At 44.7% G+C, this 26,708-nt stretch carries 23 protein-coding genes and 1 tRNA gene; 17 read left to right on the top strand and 7 right to left on the bottom strand.

The features are described from left to right. Positions 1 to 425: 425 nt before the first annotated feature. Positions 426 to 2,231, top strand: coding sequence for a PDZ domain-containing protein (locus U9Q77_07455; GenBank protein MEA3287196.1), 1,806 nt, complete (start codon positions 426 to 428; stop codon positions 2,229 to 2,231). A 164-nt stretch (positions 2,232 to 2,395) separates the two neighbouring features. Here U9Q77_07455 and rpsU read toward each other — a convergent pair whose 3' ends face one another. Both rpsU and U9Q77_07445 read right to left on the bottom strand, forming a co-directional pair. Further along, entirely contained in the window at positions 2,396 to 2,590 is a 195-nt protein-coding gene (rpsU, locus tag U9Q77_07450; GenBank protein ID MEA3287195.1) for a 30S ribosomal protein S21, read from the bottom strand. A 25-nt stretch (positions 2,591 to 2,615) separates the two neighbouring features. Further along, positions 2,616 to 3,473 carry an RNA polymerase sigma factor RpoD/SigA gene (locus U9Q77_07445; GenBank protein MEA3287194.1) on the bottom strand — a complete coding sequence of 286 codons (858 nt, stop codon included), beginning with the start codon at positions 3,471 to 3,473 and terminating at the stop codon, positions 2,616 to 2,618. Positions 3,474 to 3,995: 522 nt separating this feature from the next. Here U9Q77_07445 and U9Q77_07440 point away from each other — a divergent pair. The 3 genes from U9Q77_07440 (at position 3,996) to U9Q77_07430 (ending at position 7,805) form a co-directional block, all read left to right on the top strand. Next, positions 3,996 to 4,628, top strand: coding sequence for a class I SAM-dependent methyltransferase (locus U9Q77_07440; GenBank protein ID MEA3287193.1), 633 nt, complete (start codon positions 3,996 to 3,998; stop codon positions 4,626 to 4,628). Positions 4,629 to 4,643: 15 nt separating this feature from the next. Beyond that, a complete protein-coding gene (locus U9Q77_07435) occupies positions 4,644 to 6,803 on the top strand; it encodes a penicillin acylase family protein (GenBank protein ID MEA3287192.1) in 2,160 nt (719 codons plus the stop codon). Positions 6,804 to 7,067: 264 nt separating this feature from the next. Next, the gene (locus U9Q77_07430; GenBank protein MEA3287191.1) at positions 7,068 to 7,805 is read left to right on the top strand and encodes a GW dipeptide domain-containing protein; all 738 of its coding nucleotides are present in this window, start codon (positions 7,068 to 7,070) and stop codon (positions 7,803 to 7,805) included. A gap of 42 nt (positions 7,806 to 7,847) precedes the next feature. On the opposite strand, the gene U9Q77_07425 is transcribed toward U9Q77_07430, so the two are convergent. Beyond that, positions 7,848 to 9,239: a glycoside hydrolase family 3 N-terminal domain-containing protein gene (locus tag U9Q77_07425; GenBank protein ID MEA3287190.1), complete on the bottom strand. Its 1,392-nt coding sequence runs from the start codon at positions 9,237 to 9,239 to the stop codon at positions 7,848 to 7,850. Positions 9,240 to 9,518: 279 nt separating this feature from the next. Between U9Q77_07425 and aroQ the strand changes: the two genes are divergently transcribed. Beyond that, a complete protein-coding gene (aroQ, locus tag U9Q77_07420; protein MEA3287189.1) occupies positions 9,519 to 9,989 on the top strand; it encodes a type II 3-dehydroquinate dehydratase in 471 nt (156 codons plus the stop codon). A 384-nt stretch (positions 9,990 to 10,373) separates the two neighbouring features. Beyond that, complete coding sequence (locus U9Q77_07415) at positions 10,374 to 11,777, top strand: sodium:solute symporter (protein MEA3287188.1); 1,404 nt, start codon at positions 10,374 to 10,376, stop codon at positions 11,775 to 11,777. On the opposite strand, the gene U9Q77_07410 is transcribed toward U9Q77_07415, so the two are convergent. The 4 genes from U9Q77_07410 to add all read right to left on the bottom strand — a co-directional run bounded on the left by U9Q77_07410 (position 11,760) and on the right by add (position 15,721). Further along, positions 11,760 to 12,296, bottom strand: a complete 537-nt coding sequence (locus U9Q77_07410; protein ID MEA3287187.1) for a hypothetical protein — start codon at positions 12,294 to 12,296, stop codon at positions 11,760 to 11,762. The genes U9Q77_07415 and U9Q77_07410 overlap by 18 nt on opposite strands. An 86-nt stretch (positions 12,297 to 12,382) precedes the next feature. Continuing rightward, a complete protein-coding gene (locus tag U9Q77_07405; protein ID MEA3287186.1) occupies positions 12,383 to 13,693 on the bottom strand; it encodes an ABC transporter permease in 1,311 nt (436 codons plus the stop codon). Next, positions 13,686 to 14,591, bottom strand: coding sequence for an ATP-binding cassette domain-containing protein (locus tag U9Q77_07400; protein MEA3287185.1), 906 nt, complete (start codon positions 14,589 to 14,591; stop codon positions 13,686 to 13,688). Before U9Q77_07400 ends, U9Q77_07405 begins: the two co-directional genes overlap by 8 nt. Before the next feature lie 89 nt (positions 14,592 to 14,680). Continuing rightward, positions 14,681 to 15,721, bottom strand: a complete 1,041-nt coding sequence (add, locus tag U9Q77_07395; GenBank protein MEA3287184.1) for an adenosine deaminase — start codon at positions 15,719 to 15,721, stop codon at positions 14,681 to 14,683. 647 nt (positions 15,722 to 16,368) lie between these two features. Here add and uvrA point away from each other — a divergent pair. The 11 genes from uvrA to pth all read left to right on the top strand — a co-directional run bounded on the left by uvrA (position 16,369) and on the right by pth (position 26,707). Continuing rightward, a complete protein-coding gene (uvrA, locus tag U9Q77_07390; protein ID MEA3287183.1) occupies positions 16,369 to 19,191 on the top strand; it encodes an excinuclease ABC subunit UvrA in 2,823 nt (940 codons plus the stop codon). A gap of 76 nt (positions 19,192 to 19,267) precedes the next feature. Continuing rightward, positions 19,268 to 19,672 carry a glyoxalase gene (locus U9Q77_07385; protein MEA3287182.1) on the top strand — a complete coding sequence of 135 codons (405 nt, stop codon included), beginning with the start codon at positions 19,268 to 19,270 and terminating at the stop codon, positions 19,670 to 19,672. 138 nt (positions 19,673 to 19,810) lie between these two features. Further along, positions 19,811 to 20,845 (top strand): Holliday junction branch migration DNA helicase RuvB, encoded by a 1,035-nt coding sequence (gene ruvB, locus U9Q77_07380; GenBank protein MEA3287181.1) that lies wholly within the window; start codon positions 19,811 to 19,813, stop codon positions 20,843 to 20,845. Positions 20,846 to 20,872: 27 nt separating this feature from the next. After that, the gene (gene queA / locus U9Q77_07375; GenBank protein MEA3287180.1) at positions 20,873 to 21,904 is read left to right on the top strand and encodes a tRNA preQ1(34) S-adenosylmethionine ribosyltransferase-isomerase QueA; all 1,032 of its coding nucleotides are present in this window, start codon (positions 20,873 to 20,875) and stop codon (positions 21,902 to 21,904) included. Positions 21,905 to 22,028: 124 nt separating this feature from the next. Next, positions 22,029 to 22,544, top strand: a complete 516-nt coding sequence (ispF, locus tag U9Q77_07370; protein MEA3287179.1) for a 2-C-methyl-D-erythritol 2,4-cyclodiphosphate synthase — start codon at positions 22,029 to 22,031, stop codon at positions 22,542 to 22,544. A gap of 133 nt (positions 22,545 to 22,677) precedes the next feature. Beyond that, the gene (locus U9Q77_07365; GenBank protein MEA3287178.1) at positions 22,678 to 23,301 is read left to right on the top strand and encodes a DedA family protein; all 624 of its coding nucleotides are present in this window, start codon (positions 22,678 to 22,680) and stop codon (positions 23,299 to 23,301) included. Between the two features lie 106 nt (positions 23,302 to 23,407). Then, positions 23,408 to 24,259, top strand: a complete 852-nt coding sequence (gene ispE / locus U9Q77_07360; GenBank protein ID MEA3287177.1) for a 4-(cytidine 5'-diphospho)-2-C-methyl-D-erythritol kinase — start codon at positions 23,408 to 23,410, stop codon at positions 24,257 to 24,259. Positions 24,260 to 24,265: 6 nt separating this feature from the next. After that, positions 24,266 to 24,336, top strand: a tRNA-Gln gene (locus U9Q77_07355). 114 nt (positions 24,337 to 24,450) lie between these two features. After that, positions 24,451 to 25,383: a ribose-phosphate pyrophosphokinase gene (locus U9Q77_07350; GenBank protein ID MEA3287176.1), complete on the top strand. Its 933-nt coding sequence runs from the start codon at positions 24,451 to 24,453 to the stop codon at positions 25,381 to 25,383. A gap of 26 nt (positions 25,384 to 25,409) precedes the next feature. Further along, positions 25,410 to 26,081, top strand: coding sequence for a 50S ribosomal protein L25 (locus tag U9Q77_07345; GenBank protein MEA3287175.1), 672 nt, complete (start codon positions 25,410 to 25,412; stop codon positions 26,079 to 26,081). A gap of 26 nt (positions 26,082 to 26,107) precedes the next feature. After that, on the top strand, positions 26,108 to 26,707 hold the full coding sequence (pth, locus tag U9Q77_07340; GenBank protein ID MEA3287174.1) for an aminoacyl-tRNA hydrolase: 600 nt from the start codon (positions 26,108 to 26,110) through the stop codon (positions 26,705 to 26,707). Position 26,708: the final 1 nt, after the last annotated feature.

The following is a 26,708-nucleotide window of genomic DNA, read 5'->3' as shown; positions in this document are numbered from 1 at the left end:
CTTTAGCTTGGGGGTATGATAACCTACTGTTTCCTTGGGCTTTAGCCCAGTATTGTTGGGCTAAAGCCCTCCTTTTTAATATTTTTATAACCCCCAGGCTGAAGCCTGGGGTAAGTATCGATAGTAACAGTACTATACGTAGATAATTAAAGATAATATTAGCAAGCAATTATTCCATTGCAATGAAGTTTTCACACAGCCTCTATAACCCTTATACCTTTATACCTCTGTACCCCAGAATATTTTATTGCCCCCCAATCTCAATGATTGTATCCAGGTACGCATTATTATAATGAACCCATTTTAAAAAGTGTCACCCCCTGATCTGTGGCAACCCCAGACTGGTTATTGACATAACTCTCCCCTTGCCCACAGTAGATCATATCGCATATTTTCACGAAGTAAAAACCAAAATGGGGATATTCATGTACACTAAGCTAAAAACAACCGTTCTGATCATGTTGCTAAGTGTGGGCGTCAGCGCTAAAAGCATTCACTATAAACTGTCCATGCCGGAGCCACATACTCACCTGTTTGAAGTCGAAATGCGTCTGGAGGGCGGTAGAGGTAAACAGGTTGTGGCCCTGCCAGTCTGGACCCCCGGATCCTACCTGGTGAGGGAGTATGCTAAAAATGTTCAGGACGTTTCAGCTCGTAGTGAAAATGGAACCCCTCTCATAATTCAAAAAATTGACAAGAACCATTGGGAAATTAGGGGGAAACGAGGGCAGGATATCATTGTTTCCTATAAGGTTTATTCCTTTGAGCACAGCGTCCGTACCAGCTTTCTCAACTCGGATCATGCTCTGGTCGTCCCAGCCAGCGTCCTGATGTATTGGCAGAAAAACCAGGGTCGCAAGCATCATCTGCACGTTGACCTACCCGAGGCCTGGTCGACGATTACCACCGCTCTTGAACCCTTTAATCAACCTGGCAATGTGGATTTTACCGCAGAAAATTATGATGAATTGGCGGACTCGCCCCTGGAGCTGGGCAACCAGCACGTCATCGAGTTTGAAGTGTTGGGTAAACCACATCTCATGGCTTTATACGGCGCCAGTAATTATATCGATTCGGTGCTGGTGGCTGATTTCACTCGGATCATAGAAGCAGAGGCGGCAATCTTTGGCGGCCTCCCCTATGATCATTATAACTTTATCTTTCATGTGGAAGAGGGGCGTGGTGGCCTGGAGCACGCCGGTTCATCGGTTAATTTTGTTTCACGCTGGTCATTTACAAACGAAAAACGGTATAAGCGTTTCCTGGCGTTGGTGGCCCACGAATTTTTTCATACCTGGAATGTGAAACGTCTCTATCCCAGAGGGATTGCCACCTTTGATTATGATAATGAGAACTATCTGGATGAGCTATGGATGGCCGAGGGATTTACCAGCTACTATGATGAACTGATCCTGCAGCGGATCGGTATCAGTAACCGGGAAGCTTATCTGGAAGTGATCAAGGATGAGATCAATACTCTGGAATCCCGTCCAGGTAAAAACCATCAGTCTGTCACCGAAGCCAGTTGGGATGCCTGGATCAAATATTATCGTCGCAATGAACATTCACCCAACTCTACGGTTTCCTACTACAACAAGGGACATCTTTTGGGCCTTCTGTTGGATCTGAAACTAATTTCAGCTACGGGGGGCAAAGCGGGTCTCGATGATGTGATGTTGAAGTTGTACCAGGATTTTGCCTTGAAGAAAAAGGGTTATTCTACCCAGGATGTGCGTCTGGCCTGTGAGTCCATCAGCGGACTAAAGTTGAATAACTTCTTCCAGGACTATGTTTTTGGGCTGAAACCACTACCCTATCAGTCAACTTTTGAGTTAGCGGGACTGGCATTGGATTCCACAGTCGAAAAAAGCGCATGGCTGGGTGCCAAACTGAGTAATCGGGGGGGCAAGGTCATGATCACCCGGGTGACGGAAGGATCTCCCGCCTGGAATGTGGGACTTAACGTGAACGACGAACTGATTGCCATCGATGGTTTTCGGGTAAAGTCAGCCACGCCTCAGTATTTCGGAGAAAAAGTCCCTGGAGACCGGATCATCTGTACTCTCAGTCGGAATGGTATTTTGCGGGATATCCATCTCACTGTAGGGTTTACCCCAACTACCATTGAAATAGTTAAACAGATCGAAGCACCAAGTGGTCAACAGAAGCAGGTGTTTGAAAAGTGGCTTGGTTTGGAGTGGGAGGCAGCAGAAACGGAGTCAGCACCGTAGGTACTTAAGTAGGATGACCTTTCCGAGGACTAGATCTACACCAGAAACAATCTCTGCGTTCATTGTGCACTCTGCTGTTCAACGTTTAAAGTGATCATTGCAAACAGGCATAAAAAAACCCCAGGAAATACCCGGGGTTTTTAATCTTCAGTGTTGTCCAGAGTTTAATATCTCGGACGCGTCTGACGGGCACGCTTTGCAGCTTTTGCTCGGCGTAAACGACGTTCTTCTGTAGGCTTTAAGTAGAAGGAGTTCTTCTTAACGTCTTTCAGAATGCCGGCTTTTTCATACTTCTTTTTGAAGCGTCTCAAAGCTTTTTCAAAAGGTTCATCCCGTTTTACGGTAACCATAACTGGCATAGTGCGATCTCACCTCCTTCCAATATTAACCTAAGTAGGTCTGCAGTTTACGACTACGGGATTTGTGCTGGAGACGCTTGATGGCTTTCTCCTTGATTTGACGAACACGCTCCCGCGTCAGGTTAAATTCTTCTCCAATTTCATTAAGGGTGAGTGCATACTCACGATCAATGCCGAAATACATCCGGATTACTTCCCGCTCTCGATCTTTTAAGGTATCAAGTGCAGAACGAATTTCTTTTTTAAGGGAATCAGACATGAGATCGAAATCGGGAGAGTCCTGATGCTCATCCTCGATCACGTCCATGAGTGAATTTTTTTCTTCTTCTTGAAAGGGCGCATCCAGAGAGTGATGACGCTTGGAAATCCTGATAGCATCGGCCACTTCTTCAGGTGCCATATCCAGCTCTTTGGCAATTTCGCGCTCAGTGGGTGTCCGTTCCAGCTTTTGCTCCAGACGATCGGAGGTTTTGGATATCTTGGAAATAGTCCCCACCCGGTTCAAGGGCAAACGTACAATTCTGGAATGCTCGGCCAGAGCCTGCAAAATGGACTGACGGATCCACCACACAGCGTAAGAGATAAACTTGAAGCCACGGGTTTCATCAAAGCGCTCAGCAGCCTTAATCAGTCCCAGATTACCTTCGTTGATCAGGTCAGTCAGTGGTAAACCCTGACCCTGATAATCTTTGGCTACAGAAACCACGAAACGCAGGTTGGCTTCAGTTAATTTTTTGAGAGCCAGACGATCACCTTGCTTCACCCGCTGGGCTAACGAGATTTCATCCTTAGGATCTAAAGGTTCGTATTGACCAATCTCCTCAAGGTACTTACTGAGGCTGCGATTTGTGTCTCCACCGATCCGTTTAACTTTTTTTGCCATAGGCTCCTGCTCTTACTGCTCAGGCCGTAGTTGACCCAGAGCCAGCGAAATTAATTTTAGACCCTAGACCTGTCAAGGCAAAAGGGGTTGTTTCTTTGATGAAAAAAGGGCTCTAAAGTGACAGGTTATTTTGATTTAACGGTGATAATAAATAGTGGCAATTATAATGGGGGGGCCGTGGTGTTTCGCACGGGTGGGCAATCAATCCAGTCGTGTTAATAGAATCTTAAACCGTTGAAACGGTTTCCCCTCTTTTCGAGTTTGCCGTTACCCACGATTGAAATCGTGGGCTTCCTCATCGTTCTTCTGGGTCTGTATCCGTGATTGAGATTGTGGGCTTCTCATCGTTTCTCTGGGTCTGTATCCGTGATTAAGATCGTGGGTGGATAAACATCTCCATGATGGTGAAAACCATGTCATTGGTCTATATGCAAATGATGGCTTTTGATCCTTCTGTGAAATCTGTGTAATCCGTGGTTAAAAACATTAGCTTGATGTGATCACGAACAAAAGGAAAAAGCTATGATTCGAAAGACCCAGGCGCGTAATCACTTCTACGATGGTTGGATCTATAAACAATTCATTGACCCTTCCCTGGGAGGTATCCGCAGACGGATCGCTGGAATTGTCCCCCAGGGCAGCCGGGTCATCGATATTGGATGTGGCACCGGTGATCAGCTCATGCATATCGCTGGACAGATCAGTACTGGCGTCTGTGTTGAGCTTTCAGAGACCATGGTAAAAACCGGTAGTCTTCAGGCCGAACAACAGGGCATCCAGAATTGTGAATTCCAGTTAGCAGACGCCACCAGTTTGGCGCATTTGGAGGACCAGAGTTTCGATTTTGCCATGAGCAGCATGGTGATCCATGAAATGCCTATTGAAAAGCGTCTGCCGGTCCTCCAGGAAATGAAACGATTGGGTAAACAGCTCATCCTGGTGGACTGGATCCATCCCCAGCCTTCTTATATCAAATTACTGGGCACTCATTTCATCGAATTTATGGCCGGTTGGGAACATTATTCAGGCTTCCGTTCATTTATGAAACATGGGGGTATACCAGCACTGATCGAGACGGTTGGCCTGGAGATCCTGGAAACTCAGATCACTACAAAAGGTACGATCCAACTCTGGATCTGTAAATCAAATTATTAAAGGGGAAAATTGAGCATGAAAAAGAATATTGAAATATGGCGAGATGAAAACGGAACACCTCACGTTAGCGCTCAATCCCTTGAGGATATGTATTGGGGACAGGGTTATGTCCATGGCCGTGACCGGGGTATGCAGATCCTGCTTATGAGGATCCTGGGCCAGGGGCGTGGTAGTGAACTATTAGATGCCAGTGATGATATGCTGGCTATCGACACCTTTTTTCGGCGGATGAACTGGCGGGATAAAACGGCTCCTGAGCTTGAAAAACTTTCCGCTAAAAACGCCCAGTATCTTAATGCTTACTGTGATGGCATCAATGCCGCCTTGGCCGAAAAAACAGCCTGGGAATATAAACTGCTAGGCTATAAGCCTGAGCAATGGGTTCCGGGAGACAGTATCATGCTGTCCAGAATGGTGGGTTACCTGACCTTATCCCAATCACAGGGTGAGGTCGAACGCTTGTTTGTTGAAATGGTGCAGGCCGGTGTCAGTCTTGAGAAGCTGGAAGCATTATTCCCGGGAATTTTAGGTGGACTGGATATCGAGCTTATCAAACAGGTCAAAATCCACGAACGCATCGTGAATCCGGAAACGTTGTGGAATCTGGCTGTCCCGCGAGCCATGGCATCCAATAATTGGGTGATTTCTGGAGATAAGACGCACTCAGGCAAACCAATTTTAGCCAATGACCCCCATTTAGAGGTGAATCGACTCCCTAATATCTGGAGTGAAATTGTACTTGGTTGTGATGGCCGGACCATGATGGGCGGATCCATGCCCGGTATGCCTGGTATCCTGGTTGGGCGTGGTCCGGAATTGGCCTGGGGCGCGACCTACTCCTTTGTTGATGCCGTCGATTCCTGGATCGAAAAGATTAAAGATGGTAAATACTATCGAGAAGAGGATGATCAATGGCATCAGTTTGAAATTCGAACCGAATTGATCAAGCGTAGGAAAAAGGAATCGGTCAGAGTTAAATTTTATGAAAATATACATGGCTCCCTGGATGGTCCACCCCAGGATGACGGTTACTATTTGGCAACACGTTGGGCTGCTGCAGATTCTGGTTCTGCTGCGGTTAATGCCATTATCGATATCTGGTCTGCGACATCAGTGGAAGACGGTATGAATACTTTGGGTCCTATGGAAACATCCTGGGATTTTGTGTTTGCTGATGCTCAGGGTAATATTGGTTTTCAAATGACAGGCAGTGCACCGATTCGTCGTAAGGGCATTAGCGGCTTTGTCCCCTTGCCAGGCTGGAAAACTGAGAATGACTGGCAGGGTTATCATTCACATCTGGATATGCCCCGTATAATCAATCCAGAACAAGGCTTTTTCTCCACGGCCAATCATGATCTAAACCATCTGGGAAAGACCAATTCCATCAATATGCCCATGGGTTCCTATCGAACGAACCGGATCGATGCTTTGTTGAAAGCAGGGTCTTCTTTTGGTGTGGAGGATATTTTTAAGATGCATGGTGATTTGTATTCCCTGCAGGCCAAAGCGTTTATGAATCATCTGAAACCACTTTTACCGGATACACAACTGGGACATATTCTGAAGGAATGGGACTTGTGTTACGATGCTCAAAGTCAGGGTGCTTATCTGTTTGAACAATTCTATAAGGAACTGTATCGAGAAGTTTTCGGCAAGGGTGGACTCAGTGAAACAGTGACTGACTACCTTTCCAGTGAGACCGGAACTTTTATCGATTTTTACAGCAATTTTGACGCGATTCTCCTGGCTGGGTCGTCGCCCTGGTTTAGTGGCAGAAGTCGTGAACAAATCTACAAGTCCGCGTTAGAGCAAATTTCTCAAGTTGAGATCAAGTCCTGGGGTGCTGTCCAGCAGTTCAAGATGAAGCATATTTTATTTGATGGCAAAATGCCTGGATTTTTGGGGTTTGATAAAGGACCTATAACCGGAGTGGGTGGACGAGCCACCATACACCAGGGACAGATCTATCGGAGTGCTGGTCGCGTGACAACCTTCATGCCTTCGTTTCGCATGACCATGGATATGGCAAGCTCAGAAATGCATTCCAATCTGGCTGGTGGACCTACTGATCGTCGTTTTTCCAAGTGGTATACTTCTGGTTTACAGGGATGGTTGGATGGTAGCTATAAACTGACCAAACCGGATGAGGATCAACCCAAATTAGAGTTTTAATTGCATGAGCCACAAAGACACAAAGGTTCTAAGGGTTTTTCTCTTTCTTTGCGAGAGAGTGATAACAACTGCAGTAATTCATATTAGCCCGGTGGATATTGAGCGTGTCTCCCTGAGACTCTCCAGGGGTGTACGCATGGGATTCTCTATGAACATAGCCCAACATTATTATCCGCCACTTTAATAATGCCCAAAAATAACCCTCATATCCGAGTCGAAATATCCTATTATCCGGGGACATTAAAATTATTGAAAGGGAATAAAATGCGGTTCAGTTTTATAGTAATTAGTAGTGTGGTCATGGTGACACTGGTTGCCTGTGATTCAAAAGAAAGAGTGAAAGCTCCCGAACAAAGTCAATCAACAGCTACTCCTCATCAGACTGCTTCAAATAATCATCAGGTCAAAGTGGAAGAAGTGATTCAGGCCAAATCGTACACTTATTTAAGAGTGACAGAGGGCAGTCAGGAATATTGGATCGCTACATCCAAACAGATCATTGAAGAAGGTCAGACTCTTCATTATGGGCAAGGTCTGGAGATGAAAAACTTTACAAGCAAGGAACTGGAACGAGATTTCGAGAGTATTTGGTTTGTGGGTCAAATGGACGGTGCCGGTAGTATGGCGCGAAGTACGAGTTCAACTTCTCCCAGCGGCAATCATCCAAACGTAAGAACTGAAAGTATCTCTGTCGAAAAGGTGACCGATGGTGTATCGATCCAGGAACTCTATGCTGATATGTCAGCATTTGAAGGTAAAACCGTGAGCGTGCGTGGTGAAGTAACAAAGTTTAACAGCAAGATCATGGGTCGTAATTGGGTTCATTTGCAGGATGGCACCAGCTCAGGTGAATATTTTGATGTGACCATCACCACCATGGATCCGGTTAAAGTGGGTGATGTAGTGGTTTTTAAAGGGAAAGTGACCCTGAAAAAAGATTTTGGCGCTGGTTACAAGTATGACCTGATCATAGAAGAGGCTGTGCTGGTAGCTGAGAGTTAAGCAAATTGTTTTCAGTTTGAAACTGCATTTGGTATAAACCATCTAACCCAGCTTCACAATCTTAAGAGACCGGTTGAAACCAGGACCTTGAATATTGAAGAAATAGATCCCGCTGGATTGCTGTCCCCCGTGATCACCTGTTCCATTCCAACTTAGCTCGTAATTGCCGGCCCTTTGCAGCTGCCTGTTCTGGATCGAGGTGACGACCCTTCCCCGGACATCAAGAATAGTGATCGTGACTTTCATATCCCGCTCCAAAGTATAATTCAGGGTGGTGCTGGGGTTAAAAGGGTTGGGGTAATTGAACATGGTGATCTGTGGTTGAGCGGGTTGGGGATTCCAAATTGCTGTCTCCGGATTTAAACGACTTTTCAGATTAAGAATTCGTTGATATGATTCTTCTATTCGAAAACGGGGAATAGTCTCACTCAGTACCTGAGTCGTGATATGTTCCACCAGCAGGGGCACAAGCCGGTGTCCATCCAGATCATCATCCCAGTTATAGAGTAAAATATCTACACCGGCATTGATAGCCAGGGTGACAGCCTCGGTCAAGCCATAGTTCTGGGTAATGGCACCCATCATCATGGCATCAGTCACGACGACGCCATTGTAGCCCATGGTTTCCCGCAACAGGCCGTTGATCGTGGCCGCCGAGAGAGTCGCTGGATAGAGAGGGTCAAAATCTGTGTTGAAAACATGGGCGCTCATAATCATATCCACGCAGCCGGAATCCATGAGTGAGTAATAGGGCTCCAGTTCGATCTCCTGCCAGGTGTCGGTTATATCCGTAAAGCCCAGATGACTGTCACCAACGGAACTACCGTGTCCGGGAAAATGCTTAAGGGCAGTGAGTTGATCATTCTGGTGGAATTCATCCATAAACCAATAGGCGTTCTGAGTGACGATATTCGGGTCGGCACCATAGCTACGATCACCAATGACATTTCCCGGATTCAAGCGTAGATCAACCACCGGGGCAAAATTGGTGTTAAGCCCAATGTCGTTGAACCAGGAACTGAACATCGAGGCTACCTCACGTGTAGTTGTTTCATCGTTTTGCTGACCCAGCTCATAGGCGCTTGGCGAATTATGGAAGCCATTTGAGAGCCTCAGATTTGTTACTGAACCGCCTTCCTGATCAGTAGCTATAAAGAGAGGTATCAGGGCGTTAGCCTGAAGTTCAGAGACAAGCTGAGATGCCTGACTCGCATTTTCAATATTACCATAGACCCGATAAAGTAGCACTCCGCCCACATTGTATTCAGTAATTTCATCCAGAACTACTTGAGGGGTTGTTTCCCCCGAGAAGCCGAAGATGATCATTTGACCAATTTTGTAACGTAGGCTGTCATGTTCCCAAAGATCGTTTTGGGCAGATAATGAATTTAATAGCAATACATGGCTTAAGAGCAGGAGAAGAAGTTTTTTCATGGTGTCCTTTTTAGCGTTGTTGAAAAATAACTAAAGGGCAGGAACAAGACCAACACATAATGACCTTTGTGCAAAATTGACGCCCTCGCAAAAAGCGCAGAGACGCAAAGTGTTGATATATAGGAATTTAGGCTTGTTCATTATATGTGGTTGTATTTAATGGTTTTAGGGCACATTTCATGAATTCTCAGATACTTCTAGCGGTTTCGTGCAAAATTGTATTATTCATAAGTGGGTACATCTGATTGCAGGACTCGGTCACACCGTTTAGATTGAGCCATGTCAAAACAAGCAGAAGCAAAGCGAAGCGATAAGCCAAAGATATTCATCATCCATGGTCCCAACCTGAACTTATTGGGTTCCCGTGACCCTGAGCAATACGGCACGTTAACCTTGGATAAAGTAAATACCGCCATCCGCAAAAAGTCCCGTGAACTGAACTTGGAAACCCGGATTATTCAGACCAACCATGAAGGTCGCATCATTGATCTCCTGCATCGACGCCGGAAATGGGCGGATGGCATTATTATAAATCCCGGTGCCTTCACCCATTATTCCTACGCTATTCGAGATGCCATCGAAGCCATCAGAACGCCTGTGGTAGAGGTGCATCTTTCCAATATTTATGACCGGGAAGACTTCCGCAAAATTTCCGTAACGAAAGAGGTCTGCGTTGCCCAGTTCTATGGTAAACAAGTCGAATCATATCTGGAAGCACTGGAATATTTCGGATTGAAGATTGAAGATTGATGGTCTCGCAAAAACTACCTCTCGCAGAGCACGCAGAGGCGCAGAGTATTGATATTTATGGATTTAGCAGCATTTGCGTTATATGGTTAATATTAAATGAGTTAGGGCGTATTTGGTGATTTTTATATTACTTTTTGCGGTTTCGTCAAGATTGAAGATTGAAGATTGAAGAAATTCAGCGTTCGTCAAATGAGTGTTTGATATTAATAATGCGCTAAGAAAAGAACACTTGTCAATAGAAGGGGTCTAGATATACGAGCAAGGATTAATTGACTTTGAATAAAGAAGAGGCTATTACTTCGGCGTTCTTCAATTGTTTATCGGTGCTCGATATTCACACCACCCCCAAACCTCTAACCCCAAACATCTAACTGAGGAATAACAATGTTATCAACCCTGGACTTTAGTATCATCATCATTTTCCTGGTGGGAATTTCTGCCTACGGGCTTTATAATAGTCGATTTAACAAAACCTCGGAAGATTATTTTTTGGCAGGACGGGATATGCCCTGGTGGGCGGCCATGCTTTCTATTGTGGCGACAGAAACGTCGGTTCTCACCTTCATTAGCATTCCGGGTCTAGCTTATCGAGATGATTGGTTTTTTCTCCAACTGGCACTGGGTTACATCTTAGGACGAATTTTAGTCAGCATTTTTCTACTTCCTGCCTATTTCAAAAGTGGAATCACATCCATCTATGAGGTGCTGGGTGAGCGTTTTGGTGCTCGAATCCAAAAAACAGCATCAGGCGTTTTTCTCGTCACCCGCATTTTGGCAGACGGGATCCGTTTTCTTGCCACAGCTGTTATTGTGCAAGTAGTTACGGGCTGGACATTACCGGTTGCGGTTCTGGTTATTGGGGCTGTGACAGTGATCTACACTCTCATGGGTGGGATTCGAACGGTGGTCTGGGTGGACAGTTTTCAGTTTGTTCTTTATCTCGGAGGGGGATTGGTGGCTGTATTCTATATTTTAGGTCATAGTGATGCAAGTCTTGGCAATATGCTTTCCCAGCTAAGCTCAGAAGGAAAGCTTGATGTATTACGATGGGGATGGAATTTCTTTTCAGACCCCTGGCTCCTCTTCTCTGCTGTATTGGGAGGAATGCTGCTGTCCTTTGCTTCTCATGGGGCAGACTATATGATGGTTCAAAGAGTTTTATCTGTACGTGACTTATCTGGTGCCAGGAAGGCCATGATTGGCAGTGGCTTCTTCGTCTTTTTACAGTTTTCTGTTTTCCTTCTGGCCGGCTCCCTGATCTATATCTATCTCGGAGGTATTGAGATTGAGAAAGATCGTGAGTTCTCCACATTTATTGTAAATGAGCTCCCGGTAGGATTAAAAGGTTTGTTACTTGCGGGAGTTTTATCGGCAGCCATGTCCACCCTGAGTTCATCAATAAACTCCCTGGCCTCCTCTACGGCAACTGATTGGATCGGCAAGGCTGTAACCATTAAGACCTCTCGGTTGATAAGTCTGGCGTGGGCTATCGTTTTAATTGGAATTGCCCTGGTCTTTGATGAGTCAGATAAGTCTATTGTGGTGATGGGCTTGCAGATCGCATCGTTTACTTACGGTGGACTATTGGGATTATTTTTACTGACCAAGATTGACAGAGACTTCTCACAAGCCAGTCTTATTGCAGGCCTGGTTGCTTCTATGCTGATCGTATTTGTCTTAAAAGAAGCTGGGTTAGCCTGGACCTGGTTTATAGGTTTTTCAGTATTGACCAATATGATCGTGGTTTATGCTGTTGATTGGGGAATGAAACTAGCGCCCCGTAAGTAATCCTAGGATCACAAGAATGATGGTCATCAACCAGGTGTTGAAGTATTGAGTGAGATTCAGCCCCAGCAGTAGCAAAATGTCGCGTTCCTCAGCAGAGAGATCTTTTGCTTGATTTTCGATGGTTCCTGAGCGCTGGAGGGGGCTGTCAATCCGGAAAACAAACTGTTCATTGGGAGCATCCTCTTTGATCCAACTCCAAGCCCCCCGGATCAGATCGAAAGACCTGAAATAATAAATGCTGCCACTGGATAGTTCCAGTTTACTACGTTGGAAATCCTTCCAGTGAAAATCAAGATGCCCCAATTCTTTCTCAGAGACACGATCAAAAATCGTCAGATGCATGTTGGCTTTTCCATTTGACCTAAAACGGAGCTTACGACTTCCTACTTCGGCCGAACCATCAGGGCTCCAGAATCCTTTGCGCCTCCACTTACCAAAGAGTTTAGGGCTGAATTGAAATCCATAACTACGAGGAACAGCGCCCTCTTTGGACCAATTGATCATCGATTTTTCAGTCATAGCATTAATCTCCTATAGGTTGCCACAAAGGCATGCAGTCACAAAGTATCACAAATTAAATAAAAAGTACATTTCAATATTTGCCACTATCCCCTGGTCATCCAGCGCATAATATTTGAAAATTTGAGAGGAACCCCCTGCATCAGGATGGCAGCCCGAAAGATGCGGGAGCCGCCCCAGACGACCAGCAAGGTAAACATTATCACACCGATCAAGCCGACCCAGGGTTGCCAGGCAGGGATAGTCACCGGAGTTGCCAATCGTAAAACCATTACCATGGGTGTGAAAGGCGGTATAAGTGAAAGCCAGGTGGCGAAGGTCGATAAGGGTTCCTTAAGGACTGGAAACATGACAAACATGGGGATCATCATGGGAAACATGGCTGGAAAAGACAGTGATTGGGCATCTTTAGCATCATTCGCCACAGATCCTAAACTGGTCATTAAAGCACCAAGCATAAATAAAAGGATGACCAGATTTACGAAGAACCAGGGCAGGATATCATAGGGAATAAAGGCATCAAAACCACGATATTTCATAAACAGAACGCCACCACCAACATAGACTAGTGTGCTGGTTAACGCCACGGCCAGGCCTCCAAGAATTTTGCCCAACATGAATTGAAAGGGCGTGATAGAACCCAGGATGACCTCAACGATCCGCTGAGTTTTCTCTTCCATAACGGCACTTAACTGGGGCATGGCTCCCATCATGGACATCATGAACATAAGCATGACCATTACCAGCGGGATTGCAATTGATTGTAATTCATTGCTGGCAACAGCATCAATAATGTTTCCGTCTTGATCTACAGTCAGTAAGCCCTGGGGGCTAATATTTGCCCAATTAAACAGATCGGGGATCTGGGATTCTTCTATTCCGGCCTGCTCCAGGCGTAATCGTCGGAGATGATCATTAATTGGACCACGGATCCAGCGCCGGACATCATCCAAAGCTGCACTTTCAGAATGATAGTTGATCTGAGAGTTTTCCGGATCAACCCCAGGATGTATTGCTGATGCTCCAATATGTAGGAACGCGTGAATTTCGGCATCACGGATCCGGTCAGAGAGTTGACTCATCTGGAGGGTCAGATCGGATTCGACCTGCTGCAGTTCGATCAGATACTCAGGTTGGTTCTGTTCACCATTTTCCTCATCAAAAATGGCCGTCTCATTGCGTTGTTCTGCCGCTGCAACCAGAATATGCCCCAATTGATGGGTCTCATCAATAACCACAACATGTCTTGTACGCGTGTCAACATGGTCTTTTAGTAGCGCCATGGCAATGATACTGCCACTCATAAATATGGGTAGCATGACCAGGCCGATGATAAACCCCTTGGTTTTAACAGCAGCGATATACTCACGTAAAGCCAGACGCCAGATCTTATACATTTGCGACCTCCTTTGCGCCGGCAATCCGGATGAAAATATCGTGCAGTGAGGGCTTCATGATCTCGAAGCTCAATAATGTGTTGGATTTCATAATTTCTTTTAGAATGACCTGGTGATCAAAATCTGGCGCGAGTCTCAGTTCCTGGATCTGTCCGAAATCATGCACTTTTTCAACGCCCGTGATTGTGTCCAGTCCCCTGGTTTTATCCTCGCAACGTATCTTTAAAGTGTCTGATCCATAGGTGTTCTGAATCTCTTCCAGTGTACCATCCAGCACCTTTTTCCCTTTATGGATCATGAAGATATAGTCACAAACCTTCTCAGCAGTGCCCATATCATGGGTTGAAAAAATGATGGTGGCACCCTGCTTCTGCAGATCCAGCATGGCGGATAGCAAGTTGTTGGTATTGACAGGATCGAGACCGCTGAAGGGCTCATCGAGAATGATCAGATCTGGCTTGGAAATGACAGTAGCGATAAACTGGACCTTTTGACTCATCCCCTTGCTCAGGGTATCCACCTTCTTGTTGGCCCAGTCACTTAAATCCATTTTTTCCAGCCATTGATCGATCTCGCCTGTTTCTGCTCGTCCTACCTTTAATTCACAGTAAAACTTGAGCAAATCCCGGATTTTCATCTTCTTATAGAGACCACGTTCTTCAGGCAGATATCCAATACGGTCGGTGTGTGTGTCAGTACGAGGTTCCCCAAAAACTTTAATTGAGCCTGAATCAGGATAAAAAATATTCATCATCATGCGAATGGTAGTTGTTTTCCCGGAACCGTTTGGTCCAATAAAGCCATAAATACTACCAGCGGGCACTTCTAGTGACAGGTCATCAACCGCTATAAAGCCGTTGAAGCTTTTGGTGATATTTTGAAGAGCAATTGTGTTCATTCAGCGTAGATCCTCTTTAATATTCGTATCAGTAAGTATGTGTCAATATAAACGGTAATTGAGGGTTAACTGATTAAATCGTCAAGTGGTCATGTAAAGCTTGTTGATCGGAGCTTGTCATTTTCAGGCAGGGAAGACCACTGGGGGTGACTAAAAATCTGCTTTTTCAAGGAGAGCTTTTGGATATCATCAGCAAAACTTTGGTCTGTTGCATCAAGCAATAGCTGTAGAATTTCCAGATCCGTGAATCGGTGGATCTCTCGAAGTCCCTGAAATTCGGCTGCAAGGGATGTTTGAAATAGAACAGGATCATCAGAATTGATAGAGATGGGGATGCCAAGATCGTAGAGTGTACGAACGGGATGGTCACTATAATGGGGATAAAGAGCTGTTCGAATATTGGAGAAGGGGCAGATTTCCAGTGGTATGCGGTGGTCTTTTAAGTAGGCGAGAAGTTTTGGATCCTCTACTGCTCTGATACCATGGCCAATACGATCGGGATGTAATTCAGTCAAAGCTTCCCAAATGCTGGTCGGTCCAAGGGCTTCACCAGCGTGGACTGTGGTGTGTAGATCATGATGTTTAGCTTTGGTATAAATACCTTTGTATAGACCGGGAGGATGTTTTGCTTCATCACCACCAAGGCCTATACCAATGACACCCTCGTTTTTCAACTCTAACACCTGATCAAGCATCAAGCCAGCCATGGCGGTGTCACTTCCCCGAACGAGATCAGCAATGAGATTGACATGGATGCCATCAACCATTGCTAAACCTTGACGAATGGATTGGCTGATTAACGAAACGTCCAAACCAGTATGAGCAAAATCAGGAGGAGAGAAAAATGCTTCCGCGTAAATAATATTTTGATGCTTTAGTTGCCGGGCAACAGCCTGGGCAATATGAGTGAAATCGTCAGGTTCTCGGATAAAAGTATTCTTCCAGGACCACAACTGCAGGAAGTGATGAAAGTTTGTGTATTGAAACTTTGAGTTTAATGATTCAAGGGTAAGTGTTTTACTTAAAACTGGATCATATTTATTGATGAGTTGCCAGAGTGTATCCAGCGGAATGGCTCCTTCCAGGTGAAGGTGGAGTTCGATCTTGGGTATCTTCGTAAAATTGACCATTTGGTGAGACATCCTCTTCGTTTTTAGAGACAAATAAGATAGGAGGTGACTCATGAATCCACAGTGGTTTCGTGAGGAGCAGAAATTTGCACTAGCGTAAAAGAGTGGCAACTCTCAGACAGAGAGATGTAGCCATGTGCTTTTAGCATACCCAGCAGGTCGCTATAGTTTGGCTGGAAACAGGTAATTATGGTGACTGTCCAGTCAGTCTGCAATATGTCATCATTTACTTCTTGCGGTATTTGTGCGCATCTGCTAAGGTAAGCAATTTCTGGTGTTGTGTTAATAGCTGATATTTATGTAGATACAGCATGACTAATGGGTCGGTATAAAATATTTTCTTCGAATATGTTGAGAATAGTGTCACATCTCATGATGTTGATAAGGTTATGGCTCTCGTAGCTATATTATGCGGAAAGAGGCTCATTTCAGGTGTTTTTGATCATTGCTTTGAAAGATAAACCGCTTTCCTGATGCGTTCATTCAGACCAGTGGGTGCAAGAACGTGCGTCTCACGTAAAAAATGTAAGGAATTGGATCGAACTGTGCACCTCGGGAGAAAAGCAAGATCAATGCTCAGAAAATGCAAAATCCTCTTCCAGTCACTACCTCCAACAAATATCTTGAAAGTTCGAATTGAGGAATTTATGCATAATGAGAAATTAATTGTTCATGGTGCTCGCGAGCACAACTTAAAAAATATTGATCTAGAACTTCCCCGGGAAAAGTTCATCGTTATAACCGGGTTATCCGGGTCAGGTAAAACATCACTGGCTTTTGATACGATTTATGCTGAGGGCCAACGTAGATATGTCGAGTCATTATCTGCCTATGCACGACAGTTTCTTGGTTTGATGGAAAAACCAGATGTTGATTACATCGATGGTTTATCACCAGCAATATCCATTGAACAAAAGACAGCCGGAAGAAATCCACGCTCAACAGTTGGAACCGTGACAGAGATACATGATTACTTAAGATTACTCTTTTCCAGAATCGGTAAACCAATATGCTACAATTGCGGTAGACCCGTAACCAAACAAACGGTTCAGCAAGTTGTAGATTCAGTATTGAACCTAAAACATGATGCAAACATTCAAATTCTAGCACCCATTGTCCGTGGTCGTAAAGGAGAGTTTAAGGAAACTTTCAAAGAGATCAAGCGAGAAGGATTTGTCAGAATTCGCGTTGACGGTAAAATACAGGAAGTAGCCCGGCTCAAAGCTCTAGAGAAAAATATAAAACACAACATTGAAATTGTTGTAGATCGCCTGGTTATCAACGAAAGATTCAAGGATCGATTAACAGACTCCGTTGAACTTGCCCTCAAACATGGTTCTGGAATGATCATCATTGATGTGGTAGGCGAAGAAGAACATATATTTTCAGAACACTACGCTTGTCCATATTGTGAGATAAGCTATCCAGAGCTGGAGCCAAGATTATTTTCCTTCAATGGTCCCTATGGTGCATGCCAAAGCTGCGATGGTCTTGGCATGCAAACGAGTATGGATGTAAATCTTATTGTACCAGATAAAAGGAGATCTTTGATTCAAGGTGCCGTTGCACCGCTTGGTGAACAACCCCGGGGCAATTGGTATGCAGCCATTCTAAAAAGTTTAGCAAAACACTATAACTTTAAATTTACCCAACCCTGGAATACAATAAGTGATGAAGCAAAGCATGCGATAATTCGAGGAACCGGTGACAAAAAAATTAAAATGGCTTATGAATCTGATCGCTGGAAGGGTGAATATGAGGGTGGCTTTGAAGGTGTGATTCCCAATCTGGAAAGACGCTATAAGCAGACTACATCGCCAGGGATAAGAAAATGGATAGAAGGCTTCATGAGTTCACTTCCCTGCGAATCCTGTGGTGGAACAAGATTGCGGGTTGAAGCAAATCATGTATTTGTTGGTGGAAAAAGCATAAATGACTTGAGTCAAATGCCCATTAAAGATATCTATCAGTTTATAGAAAAAATAAAACTCTCTAAAACTGATCAGATAATTGGTGATCAAATATTAAAGGAAGTGCAAGCCAGATTAAGATTTCTGATAAACGTTGGGTTGGATTACTTAAATCTATCACGAACAGCAGGCACTTTATCTGGAGGAGAAGCACAAAGGATCCGATTGGCAACCCAAATTGGTTCCCAGTTAGTTGGTGTGCTTTATATTCTGGACGAACCATCAATCGGCCTTCATCAACGCGACAACAGAAAGCTGATTGAGACCCTGAAACATCTTCGAGATCTTGGTAATACTGTGATTGTTATCGAACATGATCAGGAAACCATGGAAGAAGCCGATATCCTGGTAGATATGGGACCAGGAGCCGGAGAGCATGGTGGAGAAATTGTGGCAGTTGGCCCCCCAAAGTCTTTCCGGAAAAACAAAGCGTCGCTCACCGCAAAATATCTTACTGGTGAATTATCGATTCCTGTACCACTCCTGCGGCGTGAAGGACGCAATAGCAAGATCAAACTTATTGGAGCTCGGGGAAACAATCTTCAAAAACTGACCCTGGATTTTCCCTTGGGAAAATTTATTTGCGTCACCGGAGTCTCCGGTTCAGGAAAATCTTCTTTGATCAACCAGACTCTTTATCCGGCTCTGGCCAGATCGATATACAACACAAAGATCACAGCTCTCCCCTTTGACAGAGTTGAAGGCCTGGCATACATCGACAAAGTCATCAATATAGACCAGTCCGCAATCGGGCGCACTCCCCGATCAAATCCAGCCACCTATACGGGATCCTTTACATTCATTAGAGATCTGTTTTCACAACTTCCAGAGTCAAAATTGCGGGGTTACAAACCAGGGCGATTTTCTTTTAATGTTAAGGGCGGACGTTGTGAAAGCTGTCGGGGTGACGGAATTCGCAAGATAGAAATGCATTTTTTGCCGGATGTATATGTACAATGTGAAGATTGCAGGGGTAAACGTTATAATCGCGAGACTCTGCAAATTCAGTTCAAGGGTAAGAATATCTCCGACATTTTAGAGATGTCCATCGAGGATGCTTTCGCTTTTTTCAAAGCGATACCGGGCTTAAAACGTAAACTCAAAACGCTGGTAGAAGTAGGCCTGGGCTATGTCAAGTTAGGTCAGCAAGCCACTACTTTATCCGGAGGAGAAGCTCAACGCGTTAAACTTGCCAGCGAATTGAGCAAAATGGGAACAGGGCGGACATTCTATATTCTGGATGAGCCGACAACCGGTCTGCATTTTGAGGATGTGAAAATGCTGCTTTCCGTGCTTAATCGTTTGGTTGACAAAGGCAATACAGTTCTGGTTATTGAACACAACCTGGATGTGATCAAATCAGCAGACCATGTGATCGATTTGGGTCCCGAAGGAGGAGATGGCGGAGGCGAAATACTGGCCATGGGCACTCCTGAAGAGATCATCCGGGTTGAAAGATCGTATACCGGACATTATCTAAAAACAATGCTAAACAAGTAGACATGCAGCACGCTACCCCCTACGGGATTTGAATCATTATCAAACATTTCAATACGTTTTCTATGACAGGATCTGAATGATAAAACAAAACATGACCATATTCTTTGTCAAGAACCAGGAAGTCGCGACCTGTTTTTACCAGAATCTATTTGAAGTTGAGCCAATTCTCAACGTGCCCGGAATGACCGAATTCAGACAGGATACAGGTTTTAGCTTGGGCTTGATGCCGTTGACAGGTATAAAAAAGCTGATTGGTGAACAATATTTCCAACCATCCCCGGGAAAGACCCCACCGGTTGAATTGTATCTGACAGTGGATGATCCGGAGGTCTATCTGGAACGAGCAATAAAAAATGGTGCCGAGTTAATATTGCCCGTGGCAAGACGTGACTGGGGTGACCGTGCTGGCTATTGTATGGATATAGATGATCATGTCCTGGCTTTTGCAGAACCGAATATAAATGATGGTCTCAGATCTTAATTCTTCAATAATCAATTGTTAAAGGCCTATCAGGCTTCCCTTGGAAAACGCCCCACCCACCGACTATATTTGCCGGTTCAAATTTTGCCGAAATGACATCTGCAAAAACAATATGAAAGATAAGTATTATTACATTTGATGAGTGATTTGACCCAACCCGGACAATTAACAGAGGAGCAGGAATTCGACCGGGCTTTACGGCCCCAGAGTTTGGCTGATTTTGTGGGACAGAAACGTACTGTTGATCAGCTGAAGATTTTTATTGAGGCAGCCAAGCAACGAAATGAGGCCTTGGATCATGTGCTTCTTTTTGGGCCTCCCGGATTGGGAAAGACCACCCTGGCAATGCTCATGGCCAAAGAATTAGAAGTGAATATCAAGATCACATCTGGTCCGGTTATGGATAAAGCAGCTGATCTTGCCGGGCTTCTGACCAACCTGGAAGATCGAGACGTGTTTTTCATTGATGAAATACACCGGCTGAACCACGTTGTTGAAGAATATCTTTACTCAGCCATGGAAGATTACCGAATTGATATCATGATCGATAAAGGTCCAAGCGCTCGAAGTGTCCAGCTCAATCTAGAACCTTTCACCCTCATCGGGGCAACTACCCGGGCTGGTTTGTTGACGCCGCCCATGCGGGCTCGTTTTGGAGTGGTTCTGAGGTTAGATTTTTATGAGCCAGAGCAGCTACAACTGATTATTAAGCGTTCCGCCAATATTCTTAATGTACCCATTGATGATGAGGGTGCAATGGAACTGGCCAAACGCAGTCGTGGTACCCCGAGAATTGCTAATCGGTTGTTACGCCGTACCCGGGATTATGCTCAGGTAAAAGGTAGCGGATCCATCAATAAACAGATCGCAAATAATGCTCTGTCCATGCTAAGTGTGGATGAATACGGTCTGGACGATATGGACAAAAGAATCCTTTCCGCATTAATCGAGAAATTTGATGGGGGACCAGTTGGCCTGAATTCTTTGTCAGTAGCTGTGGGAGAAGAAGCCAACACACTTGAAGAAGTTTACGAACCCTTTCTGATTATGGAAGGGTTTTTAGTGAGAACCGCCCGGGGACGTCAGGCAACACCACAGGCTTATCGCCACCTGGGCTTTGTCCTAAAATCTGAGTTACCGCAAACCAGTTTATTTCAAAAAGAGAAAGACTAATATATGTTGTTTGATCGCGCAAAGGCTCTGACCTTATCCGACTTTGACTATGAACTTCCAGATGATATGATCGCCCAATATCCGGCTACCAAGAGAGATGGTTCAAAACTATTACTCCTGGATGCCCAATCTGGCGATGTAAAACATAGTAAATTTTCAAGTGTTGTTGATGTTCTGGAATCTGGAGATCTCCTGATTTTGAACAACACGAAAGTTTTCCCTTCCAGATTATTCGCCCGTAAAGACAAGACCGATACCGAAATAGAACTGTTTCTGCTTCGCGAACTAGGTAATAATTTATGGGAAACACTAGTAAAACCAGCTCGCAAGGTTAGGGTTGGCAACAAATTGGTTATAGGGGATAAGATCACCTGTGATGTTGTTGATAATACGGTTTCAGGGGGACGGGTTGTCCGGTTTGACAAGAATGGTGGAGACTTCTTTTCAATCCTGGATGAAGTCGGTCACTGGCCTCTACCGCCTTATATTGATCGTGAAGCTGATGACAAGGACAAAGAGCGCTACCAAACGGTTTATGCTGAACATCGGGGAGCTGTTGCAGCTCCAACTGCCGGTCTCCATTTTACCGAAGCTTTGCTGAAAAAAGCTGAAGCCAAAGGTGTTGAGTTCCAATATGTGACGCTGCATGTAGGCCTGGGAACGTTCAGACCGGTGAATGTTGAAGATATCACCAAGCATCAAATGGATGCGGAATATTTTAATGTTCCTGAAGAGACGGTGGCCGCCATTAAAAAGGCCAAAACCGAGGGCCGCCGGGTGATCGGTGTGGGGACTACCGTGGTAAGAGCTTTGGAATCGGCTGTTATGTATCCCCGGGAATTGGAAGCCGGTGATGGGTGGACCAACAAGTTTATTTATCCACCTTATACATTTCGGGTGATTGATGGGATCATTACGAATTTCCATCAACCCAAATCAACTTTGCTAATGCTGGTTTCGGCCCTGTCGTCCAAGGAAAAGATTCTCAATGCCTATAAGATCGCAGTGGAAAAGGGGTATCGCTTCTTCAGTTATGGCGATGCAATGTTCATTCGATAACATGAAAATTTGAAACCACGAATTACGCGAATTACGCTAAGAAGAAAAACTTCATGGTGAATTTGAAAATAGAAAATAGAAAATAGAAAATAGAAGACAGAAGACAGAAGACAGAAGACAGAAAATGCCCAAACCACCTAACCCCCAACCCCTAACCCCTAACCTCAGAATAGGAACTGGTTATGATGTTCACCGCCTGGTAGAGGGGCGGGATATGATCCTGGGGGGGGTTAAAATTCCTTTTGAGAAAGGAACCTTGGGTCACTCCGATGGCGATGCCTTGACCCATGCCATTGCCGATGCTGCGCTTGGCGCTCTGGCTCTTGGTGATATTGGTCAGCATTTTCCTGATACAGCTGCAGAATATGAAGGCGTTTATTCTATTGACCTTTTAAAACAGGTGAATGGGCTGATAAAAGCACAGGGCTATGTGGTTTTCAACCTGGATTCAACTATCGTATTACAACGCCCCAAAGTGATGGGTTTTCTGCCAGAAATGCGTCAAAAGCTGGCGATTGCATTGGACATTTCATTAGAACAAATCTCGGTGAAAGCCACAACCACCGAAGGTCTTGGAATAACTGGTCAGGGTGATGCTGTAGCGGCTCAGGCCGTTTGTTTACTGACCAGGTGTAAATAAGCCGCTGATTCACGCGGATAAATGCGGATAAAGCATAGATATGTACTTTATTGCCACCTTTGATTATTACGTTTCAATCCGTGATAATCTGCGAAAACCCGTGGTAAAAAGAGTATATCGATAATTCTGATCTATGCTAGATACGCTTTTTAATTTTATTGAACAAGCACCAGCCTGGCTCGTCTTTGTAGCGGTATTCTTAGCCTCATATATCGAGAATATTTTTCCGCCCATTCCTGGAGATACCATTCTGATCTTTGGTGCTTATCTGGTTGGTCGAGGTGATCTATCTTTTAGTATGGCCATGGGCACAACTCTACTGGGTAGTGTGCTGGGATTTATGACGCTCTATGTTGTGGGCTATAAATATGGCCGTGGTTTCATGTACTCAAAACAGCAGACCTGGTTTTCTGCGAATAGTATGGAGCGGGTTGAAAAATTATTTGATAAGTGGGGCTATGGTGTTGTTTTGATCAATCGCTTTCTGGCCGGTCTTAGAAGTGTGGTCGGTTTGTTTTCTGGTATTGGTCAATTAAAGGTTTGGAAGGTCCTGGTCCTTTCAACAGTTTCAAGTTTACTCTGGAATGGTACGCTCATCTGGCTGGGTAGCTCAATTGGTGAGAACTGGGATCAGATAGCGGCTTACTTAAAGCGCTACAACACAGTTGTGACCATCATCATCATGCTGGTTATTAGTGGTTTTCTGATTCATCGCTATGTTATCGTGAAAACCAACATAATGGAAAAGCCAGATTAGAATCTCAGTTTGACACGAATGCCACGAAAAAAATGACTTGGTATAAAAAAACACCGATGATAATAATCCGGACACTTTTGTGAACATTTGTGATATTCGGATCTAAATGAAAACAATGAATTTCAAACCTTTCTCTATTCCCGCTCACACCAAGGTAAATCTGGCTCTTCGGGTTTTACAGAAACGCCCGGATGGTTACCATAATCTGGATACGATCTTTCAGGAACTGGACTGGGGTGATGTGCTCTATTTTAAACCGGCTGACAGTTTTTCATTTGAAATGACCGGTCTCGCCTTTGATGATGGCGGCAATAATATTTGTCTACATGCAGTTGAATTATTCAAGAAAATGACCAATGAAAACTACCCGATCAAAATCACACTGGAGAAAAAAGTACCACCTGGCTCTGGTATTGGTGGGGGCAGCGCTGATGGTGCCGCCGTTCTCAAGGGCTTGAATCAGATTGCTGCCAAACCACTTTCCACCAGTCAGTTGCATGAACTCGCACTTCAACTAGGGGCTGATGTACCTTTCTTTCTAGAAGGGGGATTGCAACATGGTTGGGGTGTTGGTGAGAAACTGGAACAGCTGGAATTGGGCTTTGAAAGTGTCTTTCTGTTGATCATTCCACCTATTCATGTATCGACAAAACAAGCATTTGAAGCATTAAAAATACCATTGACAGCCCCTAGGCCGCCGTTTACTTTTGGCCGCCTTTTAGATAAGGCGACACTGGTACGGTTTTTTGAAAATAATTTTGAATCTGTTGTCTTTCATATACATCCAGAAATTGGCACCCTGAAAGGGGAGCTCCTGAAACAGGGAGCATTCTTCGCCAGTTTGTCGGGTAGTGGCTCGACTGTGTATGGCATCTTTGACAATCTGGCCCAAGCCCAGGTTGCGCAATCGTTTTTTATAAACCGTTACCATACTCAGATTACCCACCCCTATAACTGATTTTTTTCCGGGATCGTTCAATGGTAGGACCCCAGCTTTTGGAGCTGGTTATGGGGGTTCGAATCCTCCTCCCGGAACAATTCAATAATTCATACAACAGTGCACTTGCGGTTTGACCAAAGTCAGCTTCAGGGCGGTATGGATTAGAATTCAACCTAAAACGCCAATTACTAAAAACGGAAACAGCGCTAATGAAGGCAAAACTGTTTTGTGGCCGATCAAATCCCGAATTCGGGATTGCTGTCGCCAATTATCTGGATATGAAATTAGGGAAAATGACCATCAAGCCCTTTAGTGATGGAGAATTATGGATCCGCTTTGATGAAAATATCCGTGGTGAGGATGTCTTTATCATTCAGAGCACCAATCCGCCTGATACCAATATAATCGAGTTGTTACTCATGCTGGACGCTGCCAAACGTGCCTCAGCTAGAAGGGTAACGGCAGTGATTCCCTACTATGGATATGCCCGTCAGGATCGTAAAGATCAACCTCGGGTTCCCATCAGTGCTAAACTGTTTGCTGACCTGATCCAAACAGCTGGTGCAGACCGGGTGGTTTCCATGGATCTTCACAGTAGTCAGATCCAGGGGTACTTTAACAGCCCCTTTGATCACCTCTACTCAAAGAAGGTGCTGGTCGGTGCGATTAAAGATTTGGAACTTGAGAACATGGTCGTTCTGGCACCTGATATCGGATCTGTTCCCATGTCCCGTTCGTATGCGAAATTGTTGAATGCTACCTTGGCGATTATTGATAAACGTCGACCAGGCCACAACAAAGCTGAAGTGATGCATTTGATCGGCAAAGTGGGCGCCAAGAATGTTTTGATCATGGATGATATGATCGATACAGCTGGAACCATGGTTGCTGCTGCGAAAAAAGCAAGGGCCATGGGTGCTGTATCCGTGAATGCCGCAGTTACCCACGGTGTTCTTTCAGGACCGGCTATCCGGCGTTTGAAACAGGCTCCAATCGATCGGATTTTGATCACAGACACGATCAAGATCATCGAGAAGAAACAAATTGATAAATTGGTGCCGGTGAGTGTGGCATCAGTATTTGGAGAGGCGATCCTACGGATTCATCAAGAAAAATCGATCAGTGTTTTATTTGATGTATAGTATATAGAGATAAAGGAAGTAAGAAAATGGCTCAAGCAAAAACCAAAGAACGTTTTGAATTGCAAGTTGAGCAGAGAAGTGATTTCGGCAGAAAAGCTACCAAAGAGCTTCGAAAGAAGGGCTACGTCCCCGTGAATTTTTATTCAAAGGGTGATCCAGCACATTCATTCGTTATGACCGAAACACACCTCCGCGAGGCATTGCACTCAAGAGAAAAGATCTTTAATATCACTATTGATGGCGAACAACTTCGCGCAATGGTGAAAGATGTTCAGTGGCATCCAGTCACAGAAAAAATCTTACATATGGATTTTCTAGGTGTTCGTTTACGCGACATTATTGAAATTCCGGTACCAGTCATCGCTATTGGAACCCCTCTTGGTGTACAAGAAGGTGGTCTTCTTCAGCAACCGATTCACGAAGTTTTAGTTAGTTGTAAGGGTGAAGATGTACCTGATTCTATAGAAGTGGATGTTTCTGAATTGAATATCGGAGACGCTATTCATGCTGCTGAGATCACAAGCGATACTTATGAAATCCTGATAGCAGATGACATCACTATCGTATCTGTGGTTATACCGCAGAAAATGGAAGAAGCTGTTGTTGAAGTGGATGAGGATGAGTTGGAATTCGAAGATGAAGAAGGTTCCGAGGACTCTGATAGCTCTGACAGTTCTGATGAAAGTAAAAAAGAATAATTAATCACTTTTTTAAGAGACGTACTGTGCCACGAGCTATCATTGGACTGGGAAACCCGGGTGAACGCTATGCCAAAACCAGGCATAATGCCGGCTTTATGGTCGTTGATGAACTGGCTCAACGTTGGCAGGTCACTTTTCGGCCCGGCAAAGGCAGCTATGTTTTTGCCAAAAGTCCCCAATGGGATGCCGTCCTGATGAAACCCGCCACTTACATGAATCATAGTGGACAGGCCGTACGTCATTTAACTGATTATTTCAAGATCGATCCGATGGACTGTATGCTCGTTTTTGATGATCTGGACATACCTTTTCCTGAGATTCGCTTTCGCAAACAAGGCGGAGCCGGAACTCACCGGGGAATGCAATCAGTCATCACACATTTGAATACGCCGAGTTTTCCCCGAACAAGGATGGGGATCGGGGGTTCACAAGGGCGCCGTCTTGCAGAAGATTTTGTTTTGGAAAATTATTTAAAAGTTGAATTAGATATCCTATCTGAACAGTTGGGAAAAGCAGTCGATGCTCTTGAGTATTGGCTGAAGGAAGACATTGATAATACAATGAATCGTTTCAATGTGAATCCACGTAAAGCTGTGACTGAGGATATAAAGGAGGAAAATTAAT

The sequence above is a fragment of the Candidatus Neomarinimicrobiota bacterium genome (genome assembly GCA_034716895.1).
Classification (GTDB): domain Bacteria; phylum Fidelibacterota; class UBA8477; order UBA8477; family JABMPR01; genus JABMPR01.
Note: the sequence above shows the minus strand (reverse complement) of the source record. Positions and strands in the feature narration are given on the sequence as shown.